At 55.8% G+C, this 15,251-nt stretch carries 11 protein-coding genes and 4 pseudogenes; 7 read left to right on the top strand and 8 right to left on the bottom strand.

The window, feature by feature from the left end:
- The 4 genes from ACTBDZ_RS08600 to ACTBDZ_RS08585 form a co-directional block, all read left to right on the top strand.
- Positions 1-376 (top strand): ABC transporter permease subunit (locus ACTBDZ_RS08600; RefSeq protein ID WP_438815011.1); only part of this gene is annotated, 376 nt, incomplete at its 5' end.
- A gap of 7 nt (positions 377-383) precedes the next feature.
- Entirely contained in the window at positions 384-1,442 is a 1,059-nt protein-coding gene (locus tag ACTBDZ_RS08595) for a DmpA family aminopeptidase (RefSeq protein ID WP_438815010.1), read from the top strand.
- Between the two features lie 10 nt (positions 1,443-1,452).
- A complete protein-coding gene (locus ACTBDZ_RS08590) occupies positions 1,453-2,274 on the top strand; it encodes a M55 family metallopeptidase (protein WP_438815009.1) in 822 nt (273 codons plus the stop codon).
- A gap of 15 nt (positions 2,275-2,289) precedes the next feature.
- Positions 2,290-3,252, top strand: coding sequence for an isoaspartyl peptidase/L-asparaginase family protein (locus tag ACTBDZ_RS08585; RefSeq protein WP_438815008.1), 963 nt, complete (start codon positions 2,290-2,292; stop codon positions 3,250-3,252).
- On the opposite strand, the gene ACTBDZ_RS08580 is transcribed toward ACTBDZ_RS08585, so the two are convergent.
- The 6 genes and pseudogenes from ACTBDZ_RS08580 to ACTBDZ_RS08555 all read right to left on the bottom strand — a co-directional run bounded on the left by ACTBDZ_RS08580 (position 3,249) and on the right by ACTBDZ_RS08555 (position 9,418).
- The gene (locus tag ACTBDZ_RS08580) at positions 3,249-4,814 is read right to left on the bottom strand and encodes a serine hydrolase domain-containing protein (protein ID WP_438815007.1); all 1,566 of its coding nucleotides are present in this window, start codon (positions 4,812-4,814) and stop codon (positions 3,249-3,251) included. The genes ACTBDZ_RS08585 and ACTBDZ_RS08580 overlap by 4 nt on opposite strands.
- A 2-nt stretch (positions 4,815-4,816) precedes the next feature.
- Positions 4,817-5,266, bottom strand: a pseudogene (locus ACTBDZ_RS08575) (ABC transporter ATP-binding protein); the annotation flags it as partial.
- Positions 5,259-5,912: pseudogene (locus ACTBDZ_RS08570) on the bottom strand (ABC transporter ATP-binding protein); the annotation flags it as partial. The pseudogenes ACTBDZ_RS08575 and ACTBDZ_RS08570, both read right to left, overlap by 8 nt.
- Complete coding sequence (locus ACTBDZ_RS08565) at positions 5,913-6,815, bottom strand: ABC transporter permease (protein ID WP_438815006.1); 903 nt, start codon at positions 6,813-6,815, stop codon at positions 5,913-5,915.
- Positions 6,812-7,823 (bottom strand): annotated as a pseudogene (locus tag ACTBDZ_RS08560) (ABC transporter permease). The gene ACTBDZ_RS08565 and the pseudogene ACTBDZ_RS08560 overlap by 4 nt, the downstream one beginning before the upstream one ends.
- Complete coding sequence (locus tag ACTBDZ_RS08555; RefSeq protein WP_438815005.1) at positions 7,823-9,418, bottom strand: ABC transporter substrate-binding protein; 1,596 nt, start codon at positions 9,416-9,418, stop codon at positions 7,823-7,825. Before ACTBDZ_RS08555 ends, ACTBDZ_RS08560 begins: the two are co-directional and overlap by 1 nt.
- A 200-nt stretch (positions 9,419-9,618) precedes the next feature.
- Between ACTBDZ_RS08555 and ACTBDZ_RS08550 the strand changes: the two genes are divergently transcribed.
- From ACTBDZ_RS08550 to ACTBDZ_RS08540, 3 genes are all read left to right on the top strand, one after another.
- The gene (locus tag ACTBDZ_RS08550; RefSeq protein ID WP_438815004.1) at positions 9,619-10,692 is read left to right on the top strand and encodes a dipeptidase; all 1,074 of its coding nucleotides are present in this window, start codon (positions 9,619-9,621) and stop codon (positions 10,690-10,692) included.
- A gap of 88 nt (positions 10,693-10,780) precedes the next feature.
- Positions 10,781-11,689 carry a LysR family transcriptional regulator gene (locus ACTBDZ_RS08545; RefSeq protein WP_438815003.1) on the top strand — a complete coding sequence of 303 codons (909 nt, stop codon included), beginning with the start codon at positions 10,781-10,783 and terminating at the stop codon, positions 11,687-11,689.
- 116 nt (positions 11,690-11,805) lie between these two features.
- Complete coding sequence (locus tag ACTBDZ_RS08540; RefSeq protein ID WP_438815002.1) at positions 11,806-12,669, top strand: YicC/YloC family endoribonuclease; 864 nt, start codon at positions 11,806-11,808, stop codon at positions 12,667-12,669.
- 108 nt (positions 12,670-12,777) lie between these two features.
- On the opposite strand, the gene ACTBDZ_RS08535 is transcribed toward ACTBDZ_RS08540, so the two are convergent.
- Positions 12,778-13,569 (bottom strand): Ig-like domain-containing protein, encoded by a 792-nt coding sequence (locus tag ACTBDZ_RS08535; RefSeq protein WP_438815001.1) that lies wholly within the window; start codon positions 13,567-13,569, stop codon positions 12,778-12,780.
- 17 nt (positions 13,570-13,586) lie between these two features.
- A pseudogene (locus ACTBDZ_RS08530) lies at positions 13,587-14,926 on the bottom strand (inverse autotransporter beta domain-containing protein).
- Between the last annotated feature and the right edge of the window lie 325 nt (positions 14,927-15,251).

The following is a 15,251-nucleotide window of genomic DNA, read 5'->3' as shown; positions in this document are numbered from 1 at the left end:
TATTGTGCGCGCCTCCGCCTTAACCCTGAAACAAGCCGCCTACGTGGAAGCGGTGCGCAGTGCTGGCGCGCCGGATCGCATCTTGCTGATCCGCCATATTCTGCCTGCTACCTTGCCGAACGTGATCGTCTATTTCACCATGCGTATTGGCACCAGTATTCTCACGGCGGCCAGCCTGAGCTTTATCGGTCTTGGCCCAGAGCCGGACGTGCCGGAGTGGGGTAATATCCTCGCAATGAGCCGTAGCATGATGATGGCCGGTCAATGGCACGTCAGCGTCTTCCCCGGTCTGGCGATTTTCTTCACCGTGCTGTCATTCAATTTGTTAGGCGACGCCTTGCGCGATACGCTGGATCCGAAACTGAAGAATGCATGAGAATCCTATGATGGCTTTTCAACAGGCGCAGCTGCACGCCCTATTGCAGCGCTGGCGTGACCACCAGCAAGTCGGCGTGCCACGCATGCCCAGCGGTCCAGGCAACAGTCTGTGCGATGTGCCTGGCGTGCGCGTCGGGCACGAAACGCTGGCGCAGGGCGAAGTACAAACCGGCGTTACCGCTATTGTGCCGCCCGGTGACAACCTGTTTACGCAGCCGCTGCCGTGCGGTGCCGCCGTCCTGAACGGTTTTGCCAAACCGGTTGGGCTGGTGCAGGTGGAAGAACTGGGGCAACTGCAAACCCCGATCCTGCTGAGTAATACGCTTACTGTCGGCACACTGTTTACCACGCTGGTGCGCGACGCCATTGCCAAAAATCCTGAACTCGGGCGCTCGCTGCCCACGGTGAACCCGCTGGCGCTGGAATGCAATGATGGCTGGCTGAACGACATTCAGGCATTGGCGGTGACTGAAGCCATGGCGCAGGCCGCACTGAGCAAGGCAGACACCCACTTTGCACGCGGCAGCGTCGGTGCCGGGCGCGGTATGAGCTGCTTCGGCCTGAAAGGCGGTATCGGCACCGCATCTCGTCTGATTCCCGAACTGAATGCCACGTTGGGTGTGCTGGTACTGGCCAATTTTGGCACGCTGGCATCGCTCACACTGGACGGACTGCACATCGGCCCCTTTATTGAACCGCTGCTGCCCGAACTGGCACCACAACGCGATGCGGGGTCGATTATCATCATTATGGCAACCGATGCACCGCTGGATGCGCGCCAGCTTGGGCGCATCGCCAAACGCGCCGGTGCCGGACTGGGGCGTTTGGGCAGCTATTGGGGCCACGGCTCAGGTGACATCGCCGTCACTTTTTCTACCCAGCCCACGCCGCGGCCGCCAGAAGAAGCAAAGATGGAAGCGATGCTGTGCGCCGCCTCCGATGCCACGGAACATGCCGTACTGGATGCCCTGCTGTGCGCCGAGGCGGTGACCGGTTTTCGCGGCCACCACCGACCAGACTTGCGACAGGTGTTAGATCGTCTTGCACAACACGTTTTAGCGTAAGGACATACCCATGAAAGTGTTTATTTCTGCCGACATCGAAGGGATCGCCGGCGTGATGCGACCGGAACAGTGCAGCCCCGAGCAAGCCGAGTATCAACTGGCTCGCGGGCTGATGGAGCAGGAAGTGAACGCCGCCATTGATGGCGCTTTCGCCGGTGGCGCAACGGAAGTGGTGGTGGCTGACAGCCACGCCGCCATGACCAATCTGCGGGCAGAGAACATCGATGCCCGCGCCCGTCTGGTTCAGGGCAAACCGCGCGTATTGTCGATGGTCGATGGGCTGGAGCAGCAGGCGTTTGATGGACTTATGTTCATCGGCTACCACAGCGCTGCCGGAGAGCACGGTGTGCTGGCGCACACCATCAATGGCCGCGCCTTCTATCGTGTGAAAATCAATGATGAAGTGATGGGTGAGAGCGATATCTATGCTGCCGCCGGTGCCGAAAAGGGCACACCGCTGTGGCTGGTCAGCGGTGATAATATCCTGCAACAGTGGATCGCCCGCTATTATCCCCAAACCGCCTATGCCTGCGTCAAACGCGCCATTTCGCAAACTTCGGCGGAATCGCTCAGCCCACCGGCGGCGCAACAACTGATTCGCACACAGGCGAAACAGGCCGTGCAGCGGGCGCACCGTGAAAGCACCTCGCGTATCGCTGCGCCCTATCACCTTGAACTGATGACCGCCAAACCGGTGCTGGCGGATCTGTTTAGCCTGATCCCCGGAGTGGAACGCGGTGATGCGGTGACGGTACACTACACCGCACCCACCATGACAGATATCGTTCGCTTGCTAAGTACTTTTTCGTATCTGGCTACCACACAGAACTAATAACAGGGAGATGACATGGTCAAGCCAGTCATTGTGATCCACGGAGGGGCGGGGGCATTGACCCGCTCCGCCATGAGCGCGGAAAAAGAGCAAGCCTACCGCGAAGCGTTAAACGCCATTGTCGCCAGCGGCCAGCAGATTCTCAGCCAGGGCGGCAGTGCACTGGATGCCGTTACCGAAGCGGTACGGCTGTTGGAAGAGTGTCCGTTGTTTAATGCCGGGCACGGTTCGGTCTTTACGCACGATGAAACCCACGAACTTGACGCCAGCATCATGGATGGCCGCACACTGGATGCCGGTGCTATCAGTTGCGTCAGCCATATCCGCAATCCGGTGCTGGCAGCAAGGGCCGTCATGGAACAGAGCCAGCACGTGATGTTTACCGCGGCGGGTGCAGAAGCGTTCGCACGTAAGCAGGGGCTGGAGATGGTCGAACCCGACTTCTTCTCTACCGATGCCCGGCGTGAACAGCTACGTCATGCGCAAGCAGGAGAAGGGCGTGTCGTGCTGGATCACGATGGTCAGCGCGATGTGGCGCAGGGTGACCCAATCGATTCGGAACGCAAATATGGCACTGTCGGTGCCGTGGCGCTGGACAGCGCAGGTAATCTCGCCGCCGCCACCTCAACCGGCGGCATGACCAACAAGCAGGCCGGACGCATAGGCGATAGTCCCATCGTTGGTGCAGGCTGCTACGCCAACAACAATACCGTCGCCGTCTCTTGTACTGGCACAGGCGAAGTGTTTATCCGCTGCGTAGCGGCTTATGATGTCTCTGCGTTAATGGAGTATGCCGGGCTGACGCTGGAGCAAGCAGGCGAGCGCGTGGTGATGGAAAAACTGCTGCCGCTGGATGGCAGCGGCGGCCTGATCGCCGTCGATAAAGAGGGAAACATCGCTTTGCCGTTCAACAGTGAAGGGATGTATCGCGGTTATGGCTATGTGAGTCAAGCCCCGTGGGTTGGCATTTACCGCTAACGTGCAGGTAGCGGAATGCCCTGTGCTGGCATTCCGCTTAGCGTATTTACGCCCAGTGAACGTCCCCGCGCCGTAACCACCCGACTGCGGTTAAGCAAAAACGTCATGTTGTTGCCTTCGATATGCAACGCAAAGCGTTTCTCCCACGGGCCGTCCTGCGCGGTCGCTAACAGCCGACCTTGACCCAGACACTCCAGCGAAGCAACCGGAGCCGAGGGGCCAACCCCCATCACCAGACGGTCTCCTTCAATCACCCATTCACTGCGCCATTCCGGGCAGAACCAACGGCCTTGCGCTTGAGCGAGAGAATCATCGCGATGTGGCAGCACAAAGCGTTTGGCGGCGTGGCCTATTTCACCGTCAATCACCGTTCCCTTCTGACGCAACTGCATCGGCAAATGGCTGGAGAGAGATATCGCTCCATCCTCTGACGGATAGAGCGTTTCGGTCGCGCCCAACCAGCAGGCGTTGTTACCACTGATTTCCAGCCACTCGCTGCCGTTTTCCGCCACATACAGCCCCGGCATCAGCGCATGGCCCGGTTGCGGTAACGCTTGCCCGGTCAGCGCCGCCATGATGCGCAGTGCACAGTCATAGGTGGATACATCCTCACGGTTTGCCACCAACGCCAACCCGACACCACGCTGCGGATCGAGAAGAAAATAGCTCTTATAACCCGCATGAGAACCACCGTGGCCGACCCAGTGCGCATCACCAAAGCGTGAATGAGCAACCCCTAAACCATAGCCAGTCACGCGACCATCCGTTAGCTGGCGTGGTGCGGTCAGGCGCGCCAATACCCCGCGCCCCGGCCCCTCATCGCGCAACAGCGTTTGCAGCCAGGTGCTCAAATCACGCACGTTGCCCGCTACACTGCCGGACGCGGACAGATGCAGCCCGGCGCTTGCAGGTTGCCAACCGCTGTCGCTGTGCCAATACCCCGGCACTAACCCAGGCACAATATCGAACCAGGTTTCCGGTGCCCAAAGGTGAATATCCAATGGCTGGCAAATGTGCTGCTGCAAACGTTCGGCAAACAAGATGCCTTTGGCTTTCAGCGCCTCTTCCACCAACCGATAACCGGTATTGGAATAGGAAATTTCACTGCCTGCCGGATAGTTCAACTTATCCAGCGCGGCAACAAATGCCAGCAGATCGTCAGATTGCGTGGCGTTGTAGACTGATAGCCCGAGCAACGAGAGTGTTTCACGCAAATCGTGCAGCCCGGCCGTTATATCCAGTGCCTGGCCGACGGTAACCTGCCCGCTCGGGCCGCGCAGTTGCGGCAGATGCTGCGCCAATCGGTCGTCGAGCGCGATCACGTCTGCTAACGGCCCGGTCACCAGCGAAGCAAATAAATGTTTGGTTACCGAGGCAAAACGCACCACGCTATCCGCACTAAACGGCGTGCCTTGCGCCAGATCCGCCAGACCGCCGCAGCGCAATGCCCGTAACTGATTGCCATCAAACAGCGCAATTGCGCCGCCGGGCTGCCCTTCTCCCTGCCATTGCGCCGTGATGGACTGCGCCACCTCCGTCGCCCGCTGCCAATCAAGCCCCATGCGGGTTCCTCCAAAGCGATACTCAATGCATACAACTCAGCGGTGTGAGGATGTTGAATCAGCCCGGCACGTAACTGCTCCGCGCTCAGGATCTCCACCATCTCTCCTTGCTGCATCACCCCCACCTGCTCGCACAAGTGGGTCACCACGGCCAGATTATGGCTCACCATCAGGTAGGTCAGCTTACGCTCCTGCCGGATATCTGCCAGCAGATTCAAGATTTCAGCCTGTACCGACACATCCAGCGCAGAGGTCGGTTCATCCAGCAGCAGCACTTCCGGCTCGACAATCAGCGCACGCGCGATGGCAACGCGCTGGCGCTGCCCGCCTGACAACTGATGCGGGAAACGAAAACGCACCGCCGCAGGCAGGCCCACATCATCCAGCATTTTGGCAATGCGCTGTTCGGCATTGTCAACGCGGTGCACCAGCAGTGGCTCTTGTAAAATGCGATACCAACGGCAAGTCATGGCTGATCAAAATCAGCCCCATGCCGCGCTGAGAGACCAGATCGTCGATCAGCTTGAGAATATCGGCCTGCACCGTGGCATCCAACGCGCTGGTCGGCTCGTCCGCAATCAGCAACTCCGGGTCTGGGGCCAGCATCATGGCGATCATCGCCCGTTGCCCCATCCCGCCGGACACCTCATGCGGATAGCGCGCTGCCACCTGATGCGGTTCGCGAATGCGAACCTGCTCCAACAAATCGGTCGCCGCCGCCAACGCAGCACGGTGCGAGCCGCCCTTATGCTCACGCCATGCTTCGGCGATCTGTTGACCGATCGTCATCACCGGATTGAGGGAGTATTTCGGATCTTGCAGAATAAAGCCCACCCGCTTGCCGCGAATGCGACGTAAGGTCTTTTCATCCGCGCTGCGCAAATCGATGCCGTCAAAGCTGAGCTTATCCGCCTCCACGCGCGCGCTGCCGAGCAGCAGTTGCATCAGGCTGCGCGCAGTCAGGGATTTGCCTGAACCGCTCTCTCCGACAATCGCGAATTTCTCTTTGCCAATACTGAGCGAAACGCCACGCACCGCTTCAAACGTCTGTGTGCGACTCGCAAACGTAATACGCAAGTTTTCAATTTCCACCAGCATTTAGCGCTCCTTAGGATCCAGTACGTCACGCAAACCGTCACCCAAAAAGTTAAACGCCAGCGAGGTCATGAAAATGGCGATACACGGCACCAACGGCACCCACCATTCCGAGAATAAGAATCGTCGCACGGTGGCAATCATGGTGCCCCATTCCGGCGAAGGCGGCTGCGCCCCCATCCCCAGAAAGCCCAGACTGGTCGTCGTGATGATGATAGAACTCATATCCAGCGTGATACGCACCACCAGACTCGGCACGCAGAGCGGCATAATGTGGCGCACGATAATGCGCAACGGCGTCGCTCCGGTGAGCTTGCAGGCAGCGATAAAATCACTGTGGCGAAACTGCATGGTTTCCGCCCGCGCCAAGCGAGCATAGGGCGGCCAGGCCGTCAGCGCAATCGCCAAGATGGCGCTCTCGACACCGGGCTTCAACGCAGCAACAAACGCCAACGCCAGAATCAAGCGAGGAAAGGAGAGGAAAATATCCGTTACGCTCATCAGGGTTTTGTCTAACCAGCCACCAGCATACCCGGCGACACAGCCAATCAGCAGCCCTAACGGCGCAGTCAGCACCACTACGGCGATCACCATACCGAGGGTGGTACGGCCGCCATACAGAATACGGGTGTAGATATCACGCCCTAATTCATCCGTGCCGAACCAATGGGCAGCAGAAGGCGGTGCCAATCGGTTTGCCAGATCCTGAAATCCCGGCTGATAAGACGTCAACCAAGGCGCGAGGGACGACAACACCAGTACGGCTAGAATCACCACCAACCCGATCATCGCCATCAGATTAGCCTGTAGCCCCAACCATAAGCGATAACGTCGCCCCCAAATGGCCTGACGGCGCGTCGCGGACGTTTCGTCGAGCAACCATGCTCGTGAGACAGGAAAAATCATTTTACGCGCGGGTCCCAAAGTCGATAGAGAATGTCAGCCAGCAAATTGAGCAGCACGTACACGGTGCCCACCAGCAGCGTGGCACCAATCACCGCGTTCATGTCGGCATTCATTAATGCCGTGGTGAGGTATTGGCCCAGCCCCGGCCAGGCGAACACGTTTTCCGTGACCACCGCCCCTTCCAACAGCCCGGCATAGGTCAGTGCCAATACGGTCACCAACTGCACCGCAACGGTCGGAAACGCGTGACGCCAGATCACCCGACGCGACGACAGCCCTTTGGCGCGCGCGGTAATGACGTATTCACCGCTTAACGCATTGAGCATGAAGGTACGCGTCATACGGGTGATATAGGCCATGCTGAAATAGGCGAGGATCAAGACCGGCTGCGCCATATGTGCCAGCGCATCGTGGAAGGCGGCATAATCCCCCGCCAACAGCGAATCCACCGTGAGCAAGCCGGTCACCTGCGGCACCATATCCTGAAAAATAATGTCCTGATGCCCCGGCCCCGGAGCAATACCGAGTACGGCATAGAAGATTAAGCAAGCTAAGCAGTGCCAGCACAAACACCGGCAACGAGTGCCCCGCCAGACAAACCACACGAATGGTTTGATCGACCCAGGTACTCCGCCTCACTGCGGCCCACACGCCGAGTGGAATGCCGACCAGCGCAGCGATAATGATAGCTGCGGTAGCTAGCTCCAGCGTTGCCGGGAAGAAACGTGCGATATCCGTCATCACGGGATTGGACGTGAGGATCGAATTGCCGAGATCGCCGTGCAACAGTTGCGAAAGATAGCGGCCAAACTGCACCCACAGGGGCTGATTCAGCCCCATCTCTTCACGCGCGCGTTGCACCACGTATTCCGGCGCATTGTCCCCCACCATCGCCAGCACCGGATCGGTGGGCATGATGCGACCGATAAAAAAGGTCAGCACCGACAACCCCAACAGCGTGAGCAGCAAGCTGCCCAGCGTACTGAGAATACGTTTTGCTATCGGCATCAGGCTTTTTTCACCTGATAGTACGGGTTATCACGCAGTACCGTCATGTTCACACCGCTGATATTTTTACGGCAGACAATCGGCAAGGTGTTTTGCATCAGGAAAATAAACGGGCTGTGCTCACGGTGCTCACGCTGGATGGTTTCATACAGCGCGATACGCTTGGCGGAATCGCTTTCATGCAACGCCTGCTCGGTTAACGTGTTGAATTTTTCGTCAGACCAGCCGCAGCGCCATGCCAGAGTACGGCTGCGCGCATTTTCCGTGTTATCGACATTGACGCAGAATGCTTCGGTGTTCGAGTTGGGATCGAAATAGTCAGCGCCCCAGGCCGTGATCGCCAGTTGGTGCTGGCGGGCACGCATTTTGGTCAACACCGCGCGATTTTCAGAAGAGACAAGCTTCGCCTTGATCCCCACGGCACCCAGTTGAGTCTGGATGGCCTGCGCGATATCCGGATACGGCTGAGCAGAGTAGTGATCGATGGTGATCTCGAACCCGTCGGGATAACCTGCTTCAGTTAGCAGCGCTTTCGCTTTGGCCACATCCTGATGGAACGGCGTATCGTCCAGAGCCGCGGGGAAGCCACCCGGCAGGAAGCTCTGATGCACGCGGTGCGTCAGCGGAATGATGTTTTTCTGAATGGCTTCATAATCAATCGCCCATTTCAGTGCCTGCCACACCTGCGGTTTTTTCAGTAATTCATTGGTGGTGTTGCACGACATTAACATGATGGTCGAAACGTCACGACGGATCACATTGAATTCAGAATCGTTGACGATCGGGCGCAGTTGTTCGCTGGTCAGATCGCGGGCGATATCCACATCCCCTTTTTGCAGCATCAGCAACTGCGCCGCAGGATCGGTGATGTGCTTCATGATCACGCGCTGAATTTTGCTGTCAGTCTGGAAGTGGGGGTTTTTCTCCAGAATGATGCTTTCGCTCGCTTTCCAACTGCGCAGCGTGAACGGACCAGACCCGGCGCTGTGCTGTTTAATCCAGGCGTAGCCGAAATCGCCGTCCTGTTGGTTTGCCAGCGCGGCTTTCTTCTGCACGATGCTGCCCACCGGCGCAGAGAGGCAATAGAGCAGGAATGATTCTGCCGCCGGCTTGTCCAGGTTCAGCACCAGCGTACTGGCATCCGGCGCGGTGATGTGCTGCTCCACGTTATCTTTGGTGAAACCGAACTGGTTGATAATGAAGGAGGGGCTTTTATCCATTTTAACCGCGCGCTGTAACGAGAACGCCGCGTCTTCTGCGGTGACCGGCGTGCCATCGGAGAATTTTGCTTTTGGATCAATATGGAAGGTGAAGGTCTTCCCTTCGTTGCTCACTTCCCAGTGCGTGGCCAACTCGCCTTTCACTTCGCTGGGTTTCAACGGGTTCGGCATTACCAAACGCTGGTAGAGGTTGCCCACAATCTCAGAGCCTACCGCTTCAAAACTTTCATGGGGATCAAGGCTGGTCATGTTATCCAGTTGCATCGCCATCACCAGCATGGTGGGAGGCGTGGCAGCGAAAGCGGAGTGCGGGTTCAGATAGGATAAAAAAGGTACGGCGCCGCAACCGGCGAGAAAACGTCTCCTGGTAAGCATGAATCCATCAAATTATTAATATATTTAACAATTAATTGGATTTTATTTCATATCCAGCCTTGACATAGTCAAACCGGATTGGCTTAAATGAACACACCAGGACATCCATTCCCTGCGCAATCATTTGTCCATTTTGGGGCAACGTGCACCTTAATGGGGCAAATACCGTTTCATCGCATCCTGAGCCGATAACTTTGAATATGTCTAACAATTTCCTAACGGGTACGCAACGCCCTTTCCCTGTTTTTGACGGGCATAACGATGTTTTATTACGCCTTTATTCCTCCCACCGGGAGGATGAGGTCAGTGCCTTTCTACAAGGCCCAGCCGCGGGTCAAATCGATCTGCCGCGTATCCGACAAGGGGGACTGGCTGGCGGATTATTCGCCGTTTATGTCCCATCCCCTAAAGACCCAGCGAAATCTGTACCAGAAAACGACAGTTTGTTTGTGAACCACGCGACACCATCGATGGAATCTGCCAGAGAGATAACCTTTTCAATGAGTTACACGCTGTTGCGCATTGATGCTGCCTCCGCAGGACAAGCCAAAATTTGCCACAGTGTTGCCGATATTCGTCACTGCATGGCGACGGGAACCCTGGCGATGGTGTTGCACATTGAAGGTGCAGAAGCGCTCGATCTGGAACTGCTTGATATCCTTTATGCTACGGGTTTACGCACCCTGGTCCCACTCTGGAGTCGACCGAATATCTTCGGCGACGGCGTACCGTTCCGTTTCCCTTCTTCGCCCGATATCGGTTCCGGACTGACAGAAACCGGCCTGCGTCTGGTGAAAGCCTGTAACGCCAAACGCATCATGGTGGATTTGTCGTACATGGATGAAAAAGGGTTCTGGCAGACCGCACGTATCAGCGATGCCCCGATGGTTGCCAGCCACTCCAACGCCCACGCACTCTGCGCGCAGTCCCGCAATCTGACAGACAAACAGCTGGACGCAATTCGTGAAAGCAACGGTTTTGTCGGCGTGAATTTCGGTACTGCCTTCCTGCGCGCCGATGGTAAAAAAGATCCGAACGCCACGGTGGAAGAGATTGTCCGCCATGTCGATTACCTGCTGAACAAGCTGGGAGAAGACAGCGTCGGTTTTGGTTCCGATTTCGATGGCACCACCGTGCCGCCAGACCTGCATGATGTCGCAGGGCTGCCGATCCTGGTCGAGGCGCTGACACAGCGCGGATACGATCTCCCATTGCTGGAAAAAATCTGCTACGGCAACTGGTTGCGTGTACTGGAAGCCACCTGTGGTAAATAACCACAGGCCAAAGCATCGGGTGGCGTGGATATTGCATGGAATTTGCTCAAGGTGAAATTATGACCTAACCAACACGGAGCACCTGTCCATGCGCTTACGCCACATCGAAATCTTCCAGGCTATTCTTCAGGCTGGCACCATCAGCGGTGCTGCCCGCTTGCTGAACGTTTCACAGCCGAACGTCAGCCGGGTACTCAATCACGCTGAGCAGCAACTGGGGTTTGCCCTGTTTGAACGCGGCGCGCGGGGCATGGTGGCAACCCGCGAAGGACGGCGTCTGATCCCTGAAGTACAGGAGCTTTACATCCATCTGCAAGCCATCGGTTCACTGACGGAACAGATGAGACGAAATCGGGTACAAACGGTGCGGCTGGGGGCGGCGCATGCGTTTAGCCAAATGGTGGTTGCACCAACCATGGTGGAATTTCACAAGCAAGAAGCGCGCGTCAACGTAGAGCTGGTGACCGAGCACTTCTCCACGCTGTGTCAAAATATTCTGCAAGATCAACTCGATTTTGCGCTGGTCTTTGGCCAGCAAGTGCCTGCCGCTCTGCTGGCTGAGCCGCTGTTTCAAGCCTATATGGTCGCTGTGTTGCCCAAAGATAGTCCGCAGAACGGACCGGTATCGCTCGAGTGGCTCTGTTCCAATAACCTGCTGATGATGCAGCAGCAGGATCCGTTAGGCCAGGTGCTGCACCGTGCGTTACGCGCCAAAGGACTGACGCCGATGTCATCGGTATATATTAAAACCTACTCGGTGATTGCCGACATGGTGCTGGCAGGCGGCGGCGCGGGTATCGTCGATCTGTTTACCGCACATCGCTACGCCGATATGTTGAAAATCGTACCGATTGAACAGCCACTGCCGTTCGAAGTGACGCTGATCAGCCGCCGCGACAACCCGCAATCACACGCCGCATTGCAGTTAAAACAACTGATGAAAAACAAATGCTGGGAGATTGCCCGACAAAACGAAGGTCTGTTTCACGCAGCATAATGCGGCAGCGTTCTGAAATCCTGCTGCGCGCCAGCCACTCAACTGATTTTATCCTACCCAGCAAAACCACGGGCGCGTTATACTCGCCTTATCACTTGCTAAACAGGTAAATATCGATGATCCGCAGTATGACTTCCTACGCCCGCCGTGACATCAAGGGCAGCTGGGGTAACGCCGCATGGGAGCTTCGCTCCGTTAACCAGCGTTATCTTGAAACATACATCCGTTTACCGGAACAGTTCCGCAGCCTGGAGCCGGTGATTCGTGAGCGTATTCGCGCCCGTCTGACGCGCGGAAAAATCGAATGCAACCTGCGTTTTGAACTCGACCCGAGTGCGCAAGGCAGCCTGATCCTGAATGAAAAGCTGGCAAAACAGCTGGTTGAAGCCGCCAACTGGGTCAAAATGCAGAGTGATGAAGGGGAAATTAACCCCGTTGATATCCTGCGTTGGCCGGGCGTGATGTCGGCGCAAGAGCAAGATCTCGATGCGATCAGCAAGGAGTTGATGACCGCACTGGAAAAAGCGCTGGATGATTTTATCACTGCGCGCGAAACCGAAGGTGCCGCGCTGAAACTGCTCATTGAACAACGCCTTGCGGGCGTGAGTGCCGAAGTGGTGAAAGTGCGCACACACATGCCGACCATTCTGCAATGGCAGCGCGAACGCCTGCTCAATAAGCTGGAAGAAGCGCAGGTGCAGTTAGAAAACAACCGGCTGGAACAGGAGCTGGTGCTGTTAGCACAGCGTGTTGACGTTGCCGAAGAGCTGGACCGGCTCGAAGCGCACGTTAAAGAGACCTACAACATCCTGAAAAAACCGGAAGCCGTTGGCCGCCGTCTGGACTTCATGATGCAAGAATTCAACCGCGAATCTAACACGTTGGCCTCCAAATCCATCAACGCCGACGTCACTGCCAGCGCCATTGAGCTGAAAGTGCTGATTGAGCAAATGCGGGAACAGATTCAGAATATCGAGTAACGTTTCACGCGATCTCATCACCTCTCATCGCTAAAAAAGCCATTGTAAAAAATGGCTTTTTTTCATCTCGCTAATTGTAATAGCGAGCTGACAGCCCTGGACAGGCAACTACCTGACAACCTGCAACGTCACATGCAGCAGATATTCCACCTCAAAATCTCCCGAGCCGCTTCTCGCAGAGAAATGGATATCGCCCACGTAACGCCCTGGCGGCAAAGTTGCATTATCGTCTGCCGAGAAAACCAGCTCAGCATCCATACCATTCCCGACCTTGGCACAACCAATAGCGTCATTTAGCGGCCTGAGCTTACAGCCAGAGTGGCGATAACCTCTGAATTTCACCGTATAGCGATTTTCATCCGCTTGATTCATCAACGTCGCTACTAAAGCCTGATCGCTACGTGATGACCAGACCAATTGCTGGGGGCCAAGGGTCGGCGCTTTTGCGACAAACCCTAATGATGAATACCCCTTGACCGGTACCGAGCGATATCTGACACCTTCGCTCGCGATATCCCATGAATCCTCAATAAATCCTATGGTTTTGACGCTGACATCACTCACGCTAGAATGGTTAATAGCGGCGGTAACCGTCACCTTACCTTTATCAACACTTTTTAAGCTGGCACTGGCGATACCCTGCGCAGATGTTGGTGTCTTGCTGGCTGACAAGTGACCAAATGAATGACGCCATTGCACTACGGCATTGGGAACAGGGTTACCGTGCGCATCGATAATCAAGGCAGTAAACTGCACATAATCAATGCCATCACCTGTCAGTAAAGATTTATCCGCAGACAGAGACTCGACCTTGGCAGTTGTCACATCGGCCTTAAGCGCAAATCTTGCCGATAATGATGCCATCGCCACGCCATCAAGCCGTGGCGTTACTGAATACACGCCCGCTTTCGTTCCCCTTACCGTGGCAATATAACGTCCAGCCTCCCCGCTTTCACGGATTGCACTGAGAGCCACTTCACCAGTAGGGGGGGCTCCCCCTGCTGATTTCGTAGCCGGAAAGAAAGATGGCTGGTCATGTTACTCAAGGGTCTACCGTTACTGTCTTTTAGATTGAGGACGATGTTGATACTGCTCGTATTGTTCGCCACGGCTGAAGCCGGCATCACCGAAAATGCGCTGCGGGCGGTATCCGAGGACATACGCATCATAGCCATTGCGGGCGCATGAACGCGTACCCAGGATTTCCCCTGATTCGAGCGATGTCCCTGGGTATCGACAGCAACGGCGCAAACGCGATAGCAGTTCTGGGGTTGACCGCTGTCCTTATAGTTCGGTAACACCACTGCATAATTTTGGTATCCACGCGGCAAAATTTTTCCGCCAGCAGCGATCAACGCCGGTGCAGACCACTCCAGGCGAGCGAGTTTATCGGTGGCATTCACTTCAACATTGAGTGGCTTTTGCTCTCCGGAATACCCATCTACCGCCCGGGTCATGCTCAAAAAGAGGCGTTGCACCTTGCGGTACTCAAGCACCAGATGATTTTTACGCGTCACAAGATCGTAACGCTGCCTCGGCAAATGGCGAGTCGAACGAACCGCTTCAGGATCAAGTTGCCGCTCCCAAGGCAGACTAAACTGATAGTGAAATTGCAGGCCAAAACGTCTGTCACTGCTGCCAGCTTTCCCGTTGCGCTGTTCTGCGCTCAAGGTCATCAGTGGGAAGGGGTATAGCTTACGCCCGCACCAATCGCATGAGGGTTATGCTGGCGATCGTCCTTACCAAACAGTACCACCTGCTCGCCATAAAACTGTTCATACAGTAGTTTCACACCAAGTTGGGGCCAATCAGGTAAAAAGGCCTCCGTGTGAATATCCCACCCATTCGCGGGACGCTCTCGCTCATTGCCATAAGGCGCTTTCCAGTTACTAAGGCGTAAATAACTATTCACACCCAGTTTTAGGAAATCACGCCAATACTCTACGCCAATCCCCGCACGCACATGATGATGGGAAAAATCGTAGTCGAGAAAACCGTTGCCCCCCACCACAGCGCTCTGCGTGAAATGGCGCATGCCTAAACCCAGGTTTGCCTGCACGCGTTTATCAATATGGTGAACGCTGCCCTGGGTGAAAATAAGATTGTCCTGCCTGTCCCGTAAAGGAAGCAGTAAATCAACCTGAGATTTTTTAAGCAAAGAGGCATTATTCGCATCGAGTTGCACACGAGCAGTGCCAAAACGACTTAGCCAATGCTGAAACCCACTGCCTGCTTGATCAATAGCAATACGATGCAATTCGGTAATAGCGGTATCGCGCCTTGGATCGTCCGCAAGAAAAGGGCCAACCCGGAGGGCTAATTGGGCAACCTTATGCGAACGTTCATTATCTGGAATTAGCAGGGAAGGCTCAGTACGATGATAATTTGTGCTGCTTGATACCAAAGGCAATGCTGGAATAATCAGTTTTTCACCAGGTTGAAGATCATCAAATTCATATAACCGTCATTCCGCACCTACTTTAAGAATAAATTCGACGGTATCGCTCGCCGAGAACATCAACGATGGTCTTGTGAACAGAATTGAGGTTGGATACTTGTGGTGGTCTGTCACCAATACTGAA

The sequence above is a fragment of the Symbiopectobacterium sp. genome, assembly GCF_051710365.1.
Classification (GTDB): Bacteria; Pseudomonadota; Gammaproteobacteria; order Enterobacterales; family Enterobacteriaceae; genus Symbiopectobacterium.
The sequence above is the reverse complement of the archived record's forward strand: the minus strand, read 5'-3'. Positions and strand labels throughout refer to the sequence as shown.

Coding starts and splice junctions, on each gene's coding strand:
- ACTBDZ_RS08595 (WP_438815010.1), top strand. CDS start 384: ATGATGGCTTTTCAACAGGCGCAGCTGCACGCCCTATTGCAGCGCTGG.
- ACTBDZ_RS08590 (WP_438815009.1), top strand. CDS start 1,453: ATGAAAGTGTTTATTTCTGCCGACATCGAAGGGATCGCCGGCGTGATG.
- ACTBDZ_RS08585 (WP_438815008.1), top strand. CDS start 2,290: ATGGTCAAGCCAGTCATTGTGATCCACGGAGGGGCGGGGGCATTGACC.
- ACTBDZ_RS08580 (WP_438815007.1), bottom strand. CDS start 4,814: ATGGGGCTTGATTGGCAGCGGGCGACGGAGGTGGCGCAGTCCATCACG.
- ACTBDZ_RS08565 (WP_438815006.1), bottom strand. CDS start 6,815: ATGATTTTTCCTGTCTCACGAGCATGGTTGCTCGACGAAACGTCCGCG.
- ACTBDZ_RS08555 (WP_438815005.1), bottom strand. CDS start 9,418: ATGCTTACCAGGAGACGTTTTCTCGCCGGTTGCGGCGCCGTACCTTTT.
- ACTBDZ_RS08550 (WP_438815004.1), top strand. CDS start 9,619: ATGTCTAACAATTTCCTAACGGGTACGCAACGCCCTTTCCCTGTTTTT.
- ACTBDZ_RS08545 (WP_438815003.1), top strand. CDS start 10,781: ATGCGCTTACGCCACATCGAAATCTTCCAGGCTATTCTTCAGGCTGGC.
- ACTBDZ_RS08540 (WP_438815002.1), top strand. CDS start 11,806: ATGATCCGCAGTATGACTTCCTACGCCCGCCGTGACATCAAGGGCAGC.